This is a genomic window from Neobacillus cucumis (assembly GCF_002860255.1).
Lineage (GTDB): Bacteria > Bacillota > Bacilli > Bacillales > Cytobacillaceae > Neobacillus > Neobacillus cucumis_A.
The window spans coordinates 53,017-69,226 of the sequence record NZ_PGVE01000107.1 but is presented as its reverse complement, the minus strand read 5'-3'; the positions used below and the strand labels follow the sequence as shown (position 1 = coordinate 69,226).

Annotated in this window: 10 protein-coding genes; 8 read left to right on the top strand and 2 right to left on the bottom strand. The window is 39.2% G+C overall.

Features of this window, described 5'->3' with window-relative positions; genetic code table 11:
- The first annotated feature begins 2 nt into the window (after positions 1–2).
- From CVD27_RS26985 to CVD27_RS26960, 6 genes are all read left to right on the top strand, one after another.
- Positions 3–1,895, top strand: a complete 1,893-nt coding sequence (locus CVD27_RS26985) for a glycoside hydrolase family 127 protein (RefSeq protein WP_257984508.1) — start codon at positions 3–5, stop codon at positions 1,893–1,895.
- A 43-nt stretch (positions 1,896–1,938) separates the two neighbouring features.
- Positions 1,939–3,555 carry a DUF6259 domain-containing protein gene (locus tag CVD27_RS26980; RefSeq protein WP_101652278.1) on the top strand — a complete coding sequence of 539 codons (1,617 nt, stop codon included), beginning with the start codon at positions 1,939–1,941 and terminating at the stop codon, positions 3,553–3,555.
- Between the two features lie 32 nt (positions 3,556–3,587).
- Positions 3,588–5,264 carry a DUF6259 domain-containing protein gene (locus CVD27_RS26975; RefSeq protein ID WP_101652275.1) on the top strand — a complete coding sequence of 559 codons (1,677 nt, stop codon included), beginning with the start codon at positions 3,588–3,590 and terminating at the stop codon, positions 5,262–5,264.
- A 92-nt stretch (positions 5,265–5,356) separates the two neighbouring features.
- Positions 5,357–6,307, top strand: coding sequence for a U32 family peptidase (locus tag CVD27_RS26970; protein WP_101652273.1), 951 nt, complete (start codon positions 5,357–5,359; stop codon positions 6,305–6,307).
- A 31-nt stretch (positions 6,308–6,338) separates the two neighbouring features.
- Positions 6,339–8,528, top strand: coding sequence for a dihydroxy-acid dehydratase domain-containing protein (locus CVD27_RS26965; protein WP_257984507.1), 2,190 nt, complete (start codon positions 6,339–6,341; stop codon positions 8,526–8,528).
- Positions 8,529–8,649: 121 nt separating this feature from the next.
- Positions 8,650–10,623, top strand: a complete 1,974-nt coding sequence (locus CVD27_RS26960) for a glycoside hydrolase family 127 protein (RefSeq protein WP_101652271.1) — start codon at positions 8,650–8,652, stop codon at positions 10,621–10,623.
- 90 nt (positions 10,624–10,713) lie between these two features.
- Here the strand turns inward: CVD27_RS26960 and CVD27_RS26955 are convergent, their stop codons facing one another.
- On the bottom strand, positions 10,714–11,631 hold the full coding sequence (locus tag CVD27_RS26955) for an ArsR/SmtB family transcription factor (RefSeq protein WP_101652269.1): 918 nt from the start codon (positions 11,629–11,631) through the stop codon (positions 10,714–10,716).
- A 357-nt stretch (positions 11,632–11,988) separates the two neighbouring features.
- Between CVD27_RS26955 and arfA the strand changes: the two genes are divergently transcribed.
- Both arfA and CVD27_RS26945 read left to right on the top strand, forming a co-directional pair.
- On the top strand, positions 11,989–13,494 hold the full coding sequence (arfA, locus tag CVD27_RS26950) for an arabinosylfuranosidase ArfA (protein WP_180960469.1): 1,506 nt from the start codon (positions 11,989–11,991) through the stop codon (positions 13,492–13,494).
- A 145-nt stretch (positions 13,495–13,639) separates the two neighbouring features.
- Positions 13,640–14,920, top strand: coding sequence for a glycoside hydrolase family 27 protein (locus tag CVD27_RS26945; protein ID WP_101652421.1), 1,281 nt, complete (start codon positions 13,640–13,642; stop codon positions 14,918–14,920).
- 90 nt (positions 14,921–15,010) lie between these two features.
- On the opposite strand, the gene CVD27_RS26940 is transcribed toward CVD27_RS26945, so the two are convergent.
- Complete coding sequence (locus CVD27_RS26940; RefSeq protein WP_101652267.1) at positions 15,011–16,141, bottom strand: GntR family transcriptional regulator; 1,131 nt, start codon at positions 16,139–16,141, stop codon at positions 15,011–15,013.
- Positions 16,142–16,210 lie beyond the last annotated feature (69 nt).

Below are 16,210 nucleotides of genomic sequence, written 5' to 3'. Positions count from 1 at the left end.
CTTTGACAAATTATGTGCCAAATAAGGCCCCATTAAAGGAGACTCCCTTTCTTGCCCTTCCGTTGGGTTCTATTGAACCTGATGGTTGGTTAAGAGATCAACTACTACTACAAGCAGAAGGCTTAACAGGAAAATTAGATGAATTTTGGGAGGATGTTGGTCCAGGCAGCGGCTGGTTAGGCGGCAGTGGTGAATCGTGGGAGAGGGGGCCGTATTATTTAGACGGTCTTCTTCCATTAGCCTACCTGTTAAAAAATGATCAATTAATTCAAAAAGTAAAACCATGGGTGGAATGGACACTTGGCAGCCAGCGTGGGGATGGGAATTTTGGTCCTGAAAACGTCCCGGACTGGTGGTGCCGGATGATCATGCTAAAGGTACTGATTATGCACCAGGAAGTAACGAACGATGAGAGAGTGATTCCATTCTTAAGCAGGTATTTTCAATACCAGTTAGAAGAATTAAAAAAACGTCCTTTAACCGATTGGGGGCAGGCGCGTGGCGGGGAAAATATTCTATGTGCCCAGTGGCTGTATAATCGGACGGAAGATTCCTATTTGTTAGAGTTAATTCATTTGCTCCATGAACAAACGTTAGACTGGACTGAGATTTTTAACGATTTTCCATTCTGGCGCTATCAAACCGAGTTTGACCATCGTATCCACGTGGTTAATGTAGCAATGGGGATTAAGGAACCTGCCCTTTATTTTCTAATATCCGGGGAGGCAAAACATCAGTTTGCTGCAAGAAATGGGATCGAAAGCTTAATGACCCACCATGGTCAGATGCATGGAATGTGGTCTGGAGATGAATGGCTGGCAGGAAGCCATCCTAGTCAAGGGACGGAGCTTTGTTCGGTGGTGGAGTACATGTTCTCATTGGAGCAGCTGGTTCGCATTTTAGGGGAGGGAATGTACGCTGACCTATTAGAAAGGGTCACGTTTAATGCTCTTCCTGCTGCCATCTCACCGGATTGGCATGGTCATCAATATGATCAGCAGGTCAATCAGGTTGCCTGCACGCTGGCCAAACGAAACTGGACATTAAATGGCGATGATTCCAATTTATTTGGCCTTGAACCGAACTTCGGCTGTTGTACCGCTAACATGCACCAAGGGTGGCCAAAGTATGCAATGAATCTTTGGATGGCTACGGTTGATAACGGATTAGCAGCTATTTCATATGCGCCTTGTACCATTCAGGCAAAAGTGGCGAACGGTGTGGATGCCAAAGTCAAAGTCCTTTCGCAGTATCCATTTAGAGACACTATTTCTATCGATCTTCAAGTATCGAAAAATGCCTATTTCTCAGTAAAGCTTCGGATTCCAACCTGGTGCAAGGAGCCGCGTCTTTTGATTAATGGACAAGAGATGACCATTCCTTGTGAGTCAGGCTTTATTACGATTGAACGTCATTGGGAGACTAACCAAACAATAGAATTAACCCTTCCGATGGAAGTGAAAATGGAAAAGCGTGCAAATTATGCCGTTGGTGTAACGAGGGGACCACTTGTTTATGTTCTTCCAATAAGTGAGAGGTGGGAAAAACTCCGGGGAGTGGAACCTTTTGCCGATTTTGAAATCTATCCAGAGACGGTTTGGAATTATGGCCTGGTAGTCGATTCATCCAATCCCGAAGCCTCTTTTCAGGTTCAAGAATCGAAGGTTTCAAAACAACCATTTTTAGCAAAGGATGCACCGGTGAAATTAGTAGGAACAGGAAAACGTGTACCTCACTGGAAAATGGAGAAAAATTCGGCAGGAACAATACCGATAGGACCGGTGTTTTCGGATCAGTTAGAGGAAACAATTACTCTTGTACCATACGGAAGTGCACGGCTTCGTATTGGAGAGTTCCCGCTAATTCAATCGGAAATGGCTGGAGAAAGGAAATAAAAAGTATTTAGCATTTTTACTCTAAACTGAAGGGGATTTTGTCATGTATACAATCGGTTATGATTTTGGCGATACGCTCATTCAACTTGGTGATTTACAGTTTGCCATTCGTTTGTTTACGGAGGTTAATGCTTATGCTCCTGACCCTGGTAAACTTGTTTTAGTAGAAGATCAGGACATTGCTTATCTGAAAGCTGATGGATTGATTTGGGCTGGGGGACAGCAAACGGCAAAGGGAAGCATTGAGGCTAAAATATCACGAGGAGCAGATGGCCGATATATCGTGGAAGCACGTGGTGTCCATGAAAGTGAACGCTGCAAATCGGTTTTGCTTCAAGTATTTGGAATTAACGTTTTAAAACTTAATACAGATGAGGGGAAAGTGGAGGAACTAAATCCTGTTCGTTGTATAAAGGCTAAGCACTATCCTTCAAACATTAAAATGCCACTAGCTTTTATAGAAGATCAGTTAGGCCAAGGCTGGTTCGCCCTATCAAAAGATCACAAGCTGCGTGATAAGGGATTCGCTAGCCATTATGATCCATATCTCCAGTGCCAAGTATTGGATTTATCACATGAAGAGGATAAGCGGTTCCAGACAAATGAGATTATCATGCCAGCTTGGCATATTGGCAGTTATAGTGAGAAAAACGCTGTGATAAAGGAACGCTGTTTGGATTTGGAACAAAATTTTGGATTAGTCCCTTTTGAACAAAGGAAGGATACACCGGAATGGCTAAAGGATATTAAATTGGTAACGATCTTCCATGCAGAGCATTGGACAGGTCATGTCTTTAATACTTTTGCAGAGATGGAAGAGAAGCTGAAATGGGTAACCGGCCGTATAGATGGAAAAGAGGTTCTGGCATTTATCCCAGGCTGGGATGGGCGGTACTATTATAACTACCCAGAATATGAACCAAGTCCGTTTCTTGGAGGGAAAGAAGGTTTTAAAAGTTTTGTAGAAACTGCTCACCGTCTCGGTGTAAAGGTTGTCCCGATGTTAGGGGCTAACAATGCAAATATTGAAGTTATGAAAAAATTGGGCCTCGAGGATGCTGCAGCAAAAGATCAATGGGGTCTCGAGAAGCGTTGTGATTGGGTCGACTGGGATTATGATTTATCAACAGAAAATAATTGTATGTTAGCTAACATGGGACACCCTGGTTACTTAGAACATATGATTGAACGATCAAAATATTTAGTGAATGAATACGGTGTGGATGGAATTTTCTTGGATATATCAATCTTTTGGACAAACGATCCAAATTACTCTCCGTATGAAGGAACGGTTGCTTGGGCAAAAGCGATGAAAGAGGCATTTCCTCATTTACTACTGTTTGGAGAAAATAGTTATGACGCACTATGGGGCGTATTCTCCATCTTCCATGAGATGGGCCGTCCTGCTGGCCATGGACATGCTTTGTACCGTTATGCCCGTCAAACCTATTATCTGGCTGCAGCAGCACCTGGACTTGGATCAGGCGGGATTCATGAATATGCTTGGAACTCTAATGGTCTGCCGTGGGAGCGTGATTTTCCCGAGTTGGTTCCTACTTTATCGGTCGTTGGCGATACAATGACCACCTATGAAAAAGCAACTGAACTTATTGTAAAAAAAGCTAAGGGGTGGAAGCCGATACATCCTGGAATCTCATAATCTTCATATATACCCAAGAGGAGACGAGAGGTTTGCAAAATTATAGTTTTGATATGAAAGATCCCGTATATGAGATATTTGGATTGAAGGTGAGTATCCACATTCATACGATGGAAAATACCTACAGTCTATCACCAGAAAAAACAATTGTAGAGTTAAATAATCAAACGATTACTATAGCTTGCTCACAATTAAGCTGGGCAGGACAGCAGCAAAGAGCAAATGGAAAGTTTTCATTATCAGCCTTTAGAAATGATAGGGACCAAATAGAGTTCCAAATGTCGGCAGAAGCAGAGCAAAAAATTATATCTATCAAACTAATGATAAGAGATTTACCACCCGTCTCCATTTACGATGCTGACACTGGCAGTGATATCCCAATCAATGTTAGCGAGTCACTAGTTCAAGCATCAGGGCAAATATTCTATTATCCCTACAATGCTTTTAAGTACAATAACAATTTAAAACTGCCTGTCTTTTTTTTAAAGAATAGAGAATCGGGAAATTTGCTAGGGGTCTACTCACAAGATCATAAGGTAAGAGCAAAGAGATTTGTTGTTTCAGAAGAGGTACAAGGAGAATACAAAGGGAAATGTTGTCTTGAACTCATTCATGAAGAACTAGCCGTTAATTTAGATACCAAAATAAGCATCCCAAAATGGATTATTGGAGAACAAGTAAACTCTGAATCATTCCGTGACGAATACTTGGCCTTTTCGGAATCGGAAAAAGGAATTGGGTTAACCCGTTGGGAGGAAAGAAACGACTTTCCGGATTGGTTAAGAGAAATAAGTTTAGTATTAAACATTCATGGAATGCACTGGAGCGGTTACATATTTAACACCTATGAAAACATGCTTGAGATTATCCGGTATGTTTCAGAAAGGCTGGAAGGGAGACACATTTTAGCCTACTTACCAGGGTGGGAGGGACGGTATTATTGGCAATATGGTCAATACCGGCCTGAACCGCTGCTCGGAGGAAAGGAAGGATTCCAAAAACTATGTTCCGAAGCTAAAAGATTAGGCGTTCACCTGATGCCAATGTTCGGTTCTAACATAGCTAATTTGCGAATGGAGAATTTTCAAGAATTCGGCCCTAATTCTTTTATGAAAACAGCAGCAAGAACACGATACCATGTAAATGAGCCTGACTGGGATTTAAGCAGAGGTCATGATAATGGGTGGCAGGCATTCATGAACGCGGGTTCTCCCGCATGGAGAAAGGAACTAGTTCGGCAAATTACCAATCTTAAAGATACTTACCAATTCGATGGAGTATTTTTAGATTTAGTCCACCATTGGGTCAACGACCCTGACCATGAAGTATTCGAAGGTATGAGATCATTAAAAAATGATTTAACCAAAAATAACCCTGACTTACTGGTAGTTGGGGAGAACTGGTACGAAGGCTTGCTAAGCATTTTTCCGTTATTCCAAGTAAGACCATACATCAACCAGCCTGCATGGGTGGGGAGATATGCCAGAACAATGGCCCATCTATTAGAAGCTGAACCAAGCAGAGGAAGTACTGGAGTGCATGAAAAGGGTTATACCAATTATGAAAGAAAACCATTATCAAAAGAGTATATTCCGACCATCGCCTTTGTCGATGGGACACTGGAAAAAGCAAAGAAAGAAATTGATGAGGTTCTTAAGGTATCACATCAATATATAGATAAATATTTTCCAAGTAAGCAAAGTGTATAACATCCTTTTATAACCATTCAAAAGATAGAGTGCTGTATGGAGGTCTAGCTTAAACCTTAAGGGTTTATTAATCGAGATAAGGGGTGTATTGGTTGCTAAACACAAGACGTGCTATTGAAAAACTGGGATTTCCGAGCCAAGACAGTCATGATCTTCCTACATCAACAAAAACATTTTCCGATGGCGCACAATATCGCATTGAAATTCCAAGTGTTGAAGGAGTCAGATCCTTTGAAGCTGTGTTAGAGATGTCAGAGAGCTTAAATGTCCCTATTCATAGGGTCTCACAGGGAAGCGGTATTATGCTTTTTACGGATAAGGAACTCGGAGATATGGTTGACTTAGGCAGGAAGGAAAATAGAGAAGTTAGTCTTTTTGTTGGACCGCGTGGGAATTGGGATATAAATGCAATGCCATGGTCAGGTAGCGGAAAAATATTGGGGCAGCGAATCGAGGGGATGGACCAGCTCGTATATTCGATTGAGGATATTAAACGAGGTTGCCATGCTGGTTTACGCAGTATTCTTGTAGCGGATGAGGGGCTCTTATATCTTGTGAATGAATTTAAGAAAATGGGTGAACTCCCGAAAGATTTAGTAGTTAAGATATCAGTGCAAATGGGACAATCTAATCCAGTCTCCATACGTTTAATGGAACAAATTGGTGCAAATACATTTAATGTTCCAACAGATTTAACATTGGCTAGATTATCAGTGATCCGCCAAGCCATTGATATTCCAATAGATATTTATGTGGAGGTCCCCGACGATATTGGCGGGTTTATCCGCCATTATGAGATTCCTGAAATTATTCGAGTGGCTGCGCCAGTCTATATTAAATTTGGTTTAAGAAATGCTCCAAATATTTATCCTTCTGGTACACACCTTGAAGAGACATCCATTGCACTATCGAAGGAACGGGTTCGCCGTGCTCGGATTGGTTATGAAATGATTCAACGCTATGCCTCGCATCTTAAAACAACAGATATAAGTATAAAACGTGAGGGTGTACCAGTAGAAAGCAATATTCCTTACCTAATTTAGATACTCTTCTAAACTATTGGAGGTAGAATAAGTGTCCGCTATAAATAAAAAACCAATAATCGAAAATCCAATCAATCCCTATCGTGATAATGTTCAGGGAAAGGCAAATGAGCCGATTACAGTTGCTGGTTTACTAGACCGCGCAAAGCTAGTCTTAGGAGATAAAGCCCCAAAAGGTGATTGGACACTCGAAGAAATTTACAATCGTTTAGAAGCGAACGCCCCAAGGATTGCGATTATCGGCGGTTCAGCAGATCATCCAGCACATATATTGGATATTCAAACCGTTGCTCGTGCTGCGATTAAGATTTGGGGGGAAGGGGGTGTTCCTTTTTATTTTAGTACTCCTGTTCTATGTGATGGGACAGCTCAGAATAATATGGGAATGTCCTATTCATTACAAAGTAGAAATGCTATCGCAGAAATGGTTATTAATCAGATGGAGGCACATTCTTATCATGGTGCTTTTGTTATTCAGGGGTGTGATAAGCAGCCATTAGCTGTTTTAAGTGGATTGGCCTTATTAGATAGAGTTCGACGTCATAGAGGAGAAGCACCGGTATTTGCTACATTTGCGCCGTCACATGTTTTAAAGGGCGGTGAAATTCCAAAAGATTTGCAATTGGAACTTCACTTAGTGGCAAATAAAGCCATCGAGATGGGACATAAAAACATAGCCGATGATTTATTTGATGCCTTAAGCTATATCCTTCAATGCAGCTCCAATACTCAATTTCAAGGAGTCCTAGAAAGGGCTGTTTATGCAGGTGTCATTTCGCATGAACAGCATAAGAACTTTGAAAAATTACTGGCTATTAATACATGTGATGCTGCAGGAGGAATCTGTGCTTTCCATGGTACTGGCAATAGTTCAAGAGATGTAATGACAGGATTGGGTCTCGTTCATCCTAACTTAGAATTATTGACAGAGCCCCCGACACAAGAACAATTAAATCCAGCCATAGAATCTCTATTTTCAATCATCAATCGGGAGGACTGCAGTGTAGCGGAGCTGGTTGGTGCAAATATTGCAAATGCTGTCCGAATACACAGTGCTTCGGGAGGTTCATCCAACCTTATGATGCATATTGTAGGGGCCATGATCTATGCAGGCTATGAATTTAATCTATTTGATATTGAAAAAATTCAAAAAGAATATCCAATACCAGATTTATTTAATTATAGTCTTACAGAGGGAAGAGATATTTTTGTTTTGGCACAGCAATGCTGTTCAGGCTTAATTCGAGGAACTGAAACCTTGTTCTATGAATTAATGAGAAACGGTGTCCCCATGGATGTAGAGGCATTAACTGTTACAGGAGAAACCTGGAGAGAACGACTGAGTAATAGCGAGAATTTGAGTGCTGACGGAGTTAAGGATAATCAGATTATTCTCAGTAAACCACAAAGGAAATTTAGCGGTGTAGATGTATTAAGAAGTAATTTTTTTGAAAGCGCTGTAGTAAAAATCAGTGGAATGTCAACAAGACAATTAGATCAGTTTGATGAAAAAGTGTCCTTTGTTTTATATTTTGAAAATGAACAAACAGCTAATGAACAATTGTTAAATGAAAGCTTGTTGGATGAATTAAGAGAACGCAAAGGATTTAAAGAACAACATCTATTAAACATGTGGAAATTTAATCAGCCGGAAACTTTCCATGAAAGCAAACAATTAAATTATGATGGATTATTTAAGAGAATGGTTGAACGAAAAATATTAAAACTATCGATTATTATTGCTGGGCAGGGACCTGAAGCCTTCGGTATGCCTGAAATGTTTACACCCATGCAGCATATTAATGCAAATCGCGAAATCCAACAATTAGCAACATTAATAAGTGATGGGCGATATTCAGGTGTTTCCTATGGAGCGGCTATCGGACATGTGACACCTGAAGCCTACCATAAAGGCGGTATTCTTTATTTACAAGAAGGTGACCTGCTGCATTTGCGTTTCCGTGCAAAACGGATTGAACTGCTTGATCCAAATGAATTTGATAGAGGGAATATTGAACTATATAAGGGAGATTTAAGAATTGAGAGAAATCACCTTGAAGCACAAAGAATAAATTTAATGAGAGCCAGACAACGAATGATTGCTCCATCCAATCGTCTTATAGGGTGTGCTGATGCGGCTTGGGGAGTGGTTCCGCTAGCTGTAAAAGGAGATGCTGAAATTCCTTATATTCGGTCAAACAAGATATTTGTAAACCTGTAATTAGAGGGCCAATCATGCAACTATGATAAATATGGACTGTCATTAACCTATTATTTTCAAAATATATGAAAAAGGAAAAAATATCAATCAAAGTAAAACTTTTGATACTAGGAGGTACAAAATGGAAAAAACAGTATTACAAACTAAAACTCTGCCACTAAACAAGGTTAAAATTAATGATCCCTTCTGGTCATATTACATTAACTTAGTTCGGGATGTTGTTGTTCCTTATCAATGGGACGCGCTTAATGACCGAATTGCGGATGCGGAACCAAGCAGTGCGATTAAAAACTTTAAAATCGCGGCTGGAGAAGAAAAGGGAGAATTTCATGGGATGGTCTTCCAAGATAGTGATGTAGCTAAATGGCTTGAAGCTGTTGGGTACTTGCTTTCGATAGAAAGAGATGAAGAACTTGAAAAAATTGCAGATGGAATCATTGATATTATTGCAAAAGCCCAACGCGAGGATGGATATTTAAACACCTATTATACATTAAAAGAGCCTGGGAAACGTTGGACAAACCTTTGTGAATGTCATGAGTTATATTGTGCTGGCCATATGATAGAAGCTGCAGTAGCTTATTATCAAGCAACAGGAAAAAGAAAAATACTAGATGTGGTCATTAAATTTGCTGACCATATCGATGATGTCTTTGGAACAGAACCTGGAAAGCTTCGTGGTTATGATGGACACCAAGAAATTGAATTGGCACTAATCAAACTATACGAAGTGACGTCAAACGAAAAATATTTACGATTAAGCCAGTACTTCTTAGAGGAAAGAGGCAGAAAGCCGCATTTTTATGAGGAGGAGTTCCAAAATAGAGGTGGTACCCATCATTGGCCCGATTCATGGATGATCCGAAATAAGGAGTACAGCCAAGCCCATAAACCTGTTAGTGAACAAGATAAGGCGGTTGGCCACGCAGTTCGGTTCGTTTATATGTGTACTGGAATGGCACATTTGGCTGCTGAAACCGGTAATCGTGAAATGTATGAGGCTAGTAAAAGGCTTTGGAACAATATGGTTTCGAAGAATATGTATATAACCGGTGGGATTGGTTCGCAAAGGCATGGAGAAGCCTTTTCAACTGATTATGACCTTCCAAATGATACGGTTTATGCGGAGACTTGTGCTTCTATTGGGGTAATTTTCTTTGCACAGCGAATGCTGCAGGTAGAACCAAATAGTCAATATGCTGATGTAATGGAAAGAGCTTTATATAATACAGTACTAGCAGGTATGGGGCATGATGGAAAAAGCTTTTTCTATGTGAATCCGCTTGAAGTATATCCACCTGCCTGCGGGGCGAATCAAAATTATGACCATGTGAAACCTACTCGTCAAAGATGGTTTGGCTGTGCCTGCTGCCCGCCGAACGTAGCTAGGCTGCTGGCTTCCTTAGGGCAATATATATATACCGTTCGTGACAATACTGTCTATACTCATTTATATATAAGTGGTCAGGCAGAATTTGAGCTAGACGGTAACCGTCGTCTAATCCTGGAACAAGAAACAAATTATCCATGGAGCGGCAACATCCAATTTACTATTAAGGTTGACCAAGAATCTGAACTTACCCTTGCCCTTCGTATCCCGGATTGGTGTGAGAATGCAGAAATCTCCATAAATGGTGAACTGCAGTCAGTATCTGAACAAATAATCGACGGGTATGCAATGATAAAAGGTAACTGGAAAACAGGTGACCAAATCAATTTGGTTCTTTCTATGCCGGTTGTTCGAATGAAAGGACATCCACTTGTACGCCATACTGCGGGAAAAGTAGCTCTTCAAAGAGGTCCGCTGGTTTATTGCCTAGAAGAAGCAGACAATGGTCCAAATCTGCATCAACTTTTATTACCTTCAAATAGCAGACTTGAAGTGGTCGAGGATGAAAATCTGTTTGGCGGAATGAAAGTGATTACAGGAGAGGCAAATAAACGGAAAACAGAAACCTGGGGCGAAGCTTTATATAAACCGAACGTAAAAGTAGAATCGGAATCTGTATCCGTAAAGTTTATTCCTTATTTTGCATGGGCCAATCGCGGATTAGGTGAGATGCAAGTGTGGGTTAACGAAAAAGAAACACTTTAGGATATAAACCTTGAAGGTTCCTTACCTTCGAGGTTTTTTATTTTATACTATTTTCATTTAGAGGAAAAGTCCACTGGAACGTGGACTTTTTTACTCTGCTTTTACATCATAAATGATTCTTGCGATAATATCCTGATTATAATTTCCAAAATTCTTACCGTAAATGGTTAAACCACCAATATCGCTATTTTTACCCAAGGCTAGCTTTAGTTTAATTTCAGATTTTCTGTTCAGACCAATATCGTCAAGGGTGACATCTGAAATCCGAAAGCCATCGATAAAGGTCCCACTTTTATTAATACGAAGAAGCTTAAGCAAGCCATATTGATTTAATTCTGTCGGCCACCAGTCGGGATTATAAATACCTTTTACTCCTCCAAAGTCACCTGGTGATGTCCAAAAACCTAATTCAAGTTCATTAATATAAAAGTAAATGTCAGATGGCCAGTCGTTATTGTAGCTTGGGGCCTCGGAACTTAATTCAAAACTAAACTGCAATTCCTTAAATTCCTGATTCGCTTTAAGATAATTAGGTATTCGATATTCAAGAAAACCCTTGTTTAGCCATATAATACCTGCATTTATGTGCTGGGGATCCGCAAAGTAACGCGGGTCATCAAATTCTCCAATGAAAGTATCTTTTGTTGCCAGACCACAAGTAGGTTCCGCATGAAAATCACAATAATGTCCCACTTCTATATGGTATTCATAAAAATTCTCTATAGCTGCTTTATTTTGCAATTCAATGGTCAATAAATCCTCATTTAAATAACAAATTTTTTGATTTCCATGTTTACCTACAGCAGTAGTTATGGCAATTAATCCGCTTTCCTCTAACTTTTTAATATGCATGGTGATGGCACCGTTCGATAGATTTAATTTTTGGGCAATATCATTTAAATTAAGACTTCCATGGTTAGATAGTAGAGTTAAAATTTCTACTCGTATTTCTGAACTCAATGCTTTAAAAATATTTATTCCTGATTGCAATTCTTTAATATGAATCATCATATTCCCTCCTTTCAATACATTCATTTTAAATAAGCATAAAATAAAATAGGAAAAATGAAAAGGGCATTATTGAAAATAAATTACCAAAGATGATAGTGGTAAATAAGTGGAAATGTAAAGTGAACAAGGAATATAGGTGTTTAATGAAATATTTCTATTTCTTAGGAAAACGAATACATTTTATATTGACATAAAACAAATAGGTTATTATTATATAAATATGTAAAATAATTTAATTTTTACTAAAATAAAAAAATTCCCTCCTTTTTGAAATTCATCAAAGAGGAAGTAATGATTTTATTTTTTGAACAATTAAATAGAAAGATAAACTACATATTTGAGAGGATGAAAATAATGACTCAAAAGGCAAAAATGATACTTGAAAAGGATTTTAAAATTTCTGAGATTGATAACCGTATTTATGGTTCTTTTATCGAACACCTTGGACGTGCCGTATATGGCGGGATCTATGAGCCAGGTCACCCTCAAGCAGATGAAAATGGATTTAGACAAGATGTTATTGAAATGGTTAAGGAACTACAAGTTCCAATCGTCCGTTACCCAGGAGGAAACTTTGTTTCAGGTTATAACTGGGAGGATGGCGTAGGACCAGTAGAGAATCGCCCTCGCCGTTTAGAATTAGCTTGGCGTACAACAGAAACAAATGAAATCGGTACCAATGAATTTATGAAATGGGCCAAGCTAGTCAATGCTGAAGTAAACATGGCAGTTAACTTAGGAACACGCGGGATTGATGCAGCTAGAAATCTTGTAGAATATTGCAATCATCCTGGCGGTTCATATTATAGTGATTTACGTATTTCACATGGTTACAAAGAACCGCATAAAATTAAAACATGGTGCCTAGGAAATGAAATGGACGGCCCTTGGCAAATTGGTCATAAAACAGCAACAGAATATGGCCGGATTGCTCAGGAAGCAGCAAAAGTCATGAAGTGGGTAGACCCAACAATTGAATTAGTTGCTTGTGGAAGTTCATACCGAAATATGCCTACGTTTGCTGAGTGGGAAGCTACAGTTCTTGATCACACTTATGATCATGTTGATTATATCTCCCTCCATCAGTACTATGGAAACAGAGACAATGACATTAAAAACTACCTAGCACTATCTCTTGAAATGGATGACTTCATTCGTTCTGTAATTTCTATTGCAGATTATATTAAGGCGAAAAAACGCGGTAAGAAGAATATTAATCTATCATTTGATGAATGGAATGTTTGGTACCACTCCAATGAGGCTGATAAAAAAATTGAGCCATGGAGCATTGCACCACCACAACTTGAAGACCATTATAATTTCGAAGATGCTTTATTGGTTGGTTGTATGCTGATCACCATGTTAAAGCATGCTGACCGCTTAAAAATTGCCTGTCTTGCTCAATTGGTAAACGTAATTGCGCCAATTATGACTGAAGATAATGGAGAAGCATGGAAACAAACTATTTTCTATCCATATATGCATACATCTGTATATGGCCGCGGAGTTTCCTTAAATCCAATTATCTCAAGTCCTAAATACGATAGTAAAGATTTTACTGATGTTCCTTATCTGGAGTCAACAGCAGTATATAATGAAGAAAACGAACAATTAACCATCTTTGCTGTAAACCGCCATCTTGAAGAAGGGCTACACTTAGAGTGTGATATTCGTAACTTTGAAGGATACAGGGTTGTTGAACATATTGTTCTTGAGAACGATGACTTAAAACAAACAAACTCTGTTAAGGGAACACCAGTTGCTCCTCATTCGAACGGCAATGCCACAAGTGAAGGCGGCCAAGTTACTGCAGTGCTGCCAAAATTATCTTGGAATGTGATCCGCTTAGCTAAAAATTAATTCTTAAACAAAACCATATCTTGCTTATGTAAGATATGGTTTCTCTTTATTCAAAAGATTTCAATGAAACTTAGCTGTAATAGCGAAAAGGAAGCTGCTAATTTTAGAATTTGCTTTAAAAAAATAGAAGGAGCTGGGGATGCTCATGGATCATCATACATTGGCAAAAACACCACCACTCGGGTGGAATAGTTGGGATTGTTATGGAGCAACGGTAAGAGAAGAGGAAGTAAAAGGTAATGCTGAATATACGGCAGAGTATTTAAAGGAATATGGCTGGGAGTATGTTGTAGTAGATATACAGTGGTATGAACCAGGTGCGAAGTCTTCCATTTATAGACCCTTTGTACCCTTGGAAATGGATGAATATTCAAGATTAATACCAGCAGTTAATCGGTTTCCTTCTGCAAAGGAGGGGAAAGGCTTCAAGGCATTAGCTGATTATGTTCATAATCTAGGGCTGAAATTTGGGATTCATATCATGCGTGGTATTCCACGGCAAGCGGTACATGCCAATACACCAATTCTTGGAACAGAGAAGAGAGCAAGAGACATCGCCCACTCCAATTCCATCTGCCCATGGAACACTGATATGTACGGAGTTGATGCATCTAAAGAAGGGGCACAAGAATACTATAATTCATTGTTTAACTTGTATGCAGATTGGGGCGTTGATTTTGTAAAGGTCGATGATATTGCTGCATCAAGGTTATACCATATTCATAAGGAGGAGATTGAACTTATTCGCAAGGCAATCGATCAGTGCGGCAGGAATATGGTTCTTAGTCTGTCACCGGGTCCGGCTCCTCTAGAATATGCAGAAGATTTAAAAGCAAATGCAAATATGTGGAGAATGACCGATGACTATTGGGATCATTGGGAACTATTAAAAAATATGTTTGAACGCTGTGAAAAGTGGAATATACACACTGGGCCTGGACATTGGCCGGATTGTGATATGTTACCATTAGGGCATATTGGTATACGCTCAGTTGATGGCGGCGGCGGGGACCGTTGGACTAGATTTACAAAAGACGAGCAAGTAACGATGATGACTTTATGGTCCATTTTCCGTTCCCCTCTAATGTTTGGAGGAGAACTCCGTGATAATGATGACTGGACACTATCATTGCTTACAAATAAAGAGGTACTCCATGTAAATCAAAATAGCCACAGCAATCGTCTCGTCTATCGTGATGAAGACAAAATTGTCTGGACGGCAAAAGATGACGATGATAGTACCTATGTAGCTCTGTTTAATATAGGTGAAAGTGAGCATGAGGTAGGTTTTACATGGAGTCAGCTAGGGCTGCAGTCAGAAAAAAGAGTGAAAGACATTTGGACAGGGCAGGATAAAGGTAGATTTATTCAAGAATATAAACAGATATTACCCCCGCATGGTTCCGCCCTATTAAAACTTAATTAAATATATATTAGCTAATAATAGTTGAACAACCCCTATTGGTACATCTCCAATAGGGGTTTTTAGATGTACTTATTTAAAAAGCAGATTTATTTACAAATTCTCTACTTTTTCACTTTTTACTGGTCCTGTTGAATTTCTTATCACCAGTTCAGGTTCGTAAACAATAGAATGATGATTATTATTTTGTCTTTCAACTGCAGCTACGATCCATTTTGCTGCTTCCATTCCCATTTGCATTTTTGGGTGGGATACAGAAGTCAGCTTTGTTTCCGTTGCCTCCGCTAGATAAGAATCATCGTAACCTACAATGGAAATATCTTCAGGAATCTTTAAATTTAACTCTCTTAATATGTTTAATACAAATAATGCAACCTGGTCATTGTAGCAAATGATTCCCGTTGGCCTGGAATCATTTGAAGAAAGTAAGTCTTCCAGCTTTCTTCGCGAGTGATCCAGTTCTCCTGTGGAAAAAGTAAGGATCAAATCAGGGGACAAGGTAAGATCATTCTCCCTGTGTGCCTGAATATAGCCTTGCATCCTACGTACTCCCTGGAGGTCATCCGATTTAAAGATACCCAATATTTTTTTATGTCCCAGTTTGATTAGATGTTCTGTTGCAAGAAATCCGCCCTTTTCATCATTAACCACTAGATGTGGAGGATTTAACTGTGAATAAAATTGGTTAATCATTAAATAGGGGATCTTGAGCTGTTCTAATTCCAAATAATGGTTGATATTAGGATTAAAGCTGCTGCTTTTTGTAGGTTCAATAATAAGACCATCCACATTTCTGCTGAGCATACTTTCTAAACATTGTTTCTCTTTTTCAATGTTATTATCTGTACATGAAAAGGTTAAGGAATACCCTTTTTCTGTTAAATAGGATTCTATCCCCTTAATAATAGATGGAAAAATATAATCGGAAATATAGGTTGTAATAACACCAATGTTTTTACTATTCACCGTTCTGCTTTGTTTTTGGCTTTGTCCTTCAGAATCAATCATTCGATTAGAGCAAAAAGTGCCGGCTCCTTGTTCTCTATATAACCATCCTTCATGTACCAAATCCCCTACAGCTTGGCGAACGGTATGTCGACTAACACCGAACATTTTAACAAGTTCATTCTCGGAATATATTTTATCCCCGGGTTTTATTTCTCCGTTCGTGATCCATTCTTTTATCGTGTCCTTCACTAGAAGATGTTTGGTTTTTTTTTGCATACCCTACCACGCTTTCGACACTTAGTCACTTATACGTACAATTTTAATTATACCTTATACAGTAAAAAG

Bases quoted from the DNA above. Each gene is read 5' to 3' on its own strand.
- CVD27_RS26980 (WP_101652278.1), top strand. From the start codon at position 1,939: ATGTATACAATCGGTTATGATTTTGGCGATACGCTCATTCAACTTGGT.
- CVD27_RS26960 (WP_101652271.1), top strand. From the start codon at position 8,650: ATGGAAAAAACAGTATTACAAACTAAAACTCTGCCACTAAACAAGGTT.
- CVD27_RS26955 (WP_101652269.1), bottom strand. From the start codon at position 11,631: ATGATTCATATTAAAGAATTGCAATCAGGAATAAATATTTTTAAAGCA.
- arfA (WP_180960469.1), top strand. From the start codon at position 11,989: ATGACTCAAAAGGCAAAAATGATACTTGAAAAGGATTTTAAAATTTCT.
- CVD27_RS26945 (WP_101652421.1), top strand. From the start codon at position 13,640: ATGGATCATCATACATTGGCAAAAACACCACCACTCGGGTGGAATAGT.
- CVD27_RS26940 (WP_101652267.1), bottom strand. From the start codon at position 16,141: ATGCAAAAAAAAACCAAACATCTTCTAGTGAAGGACACGATAAAAGAA.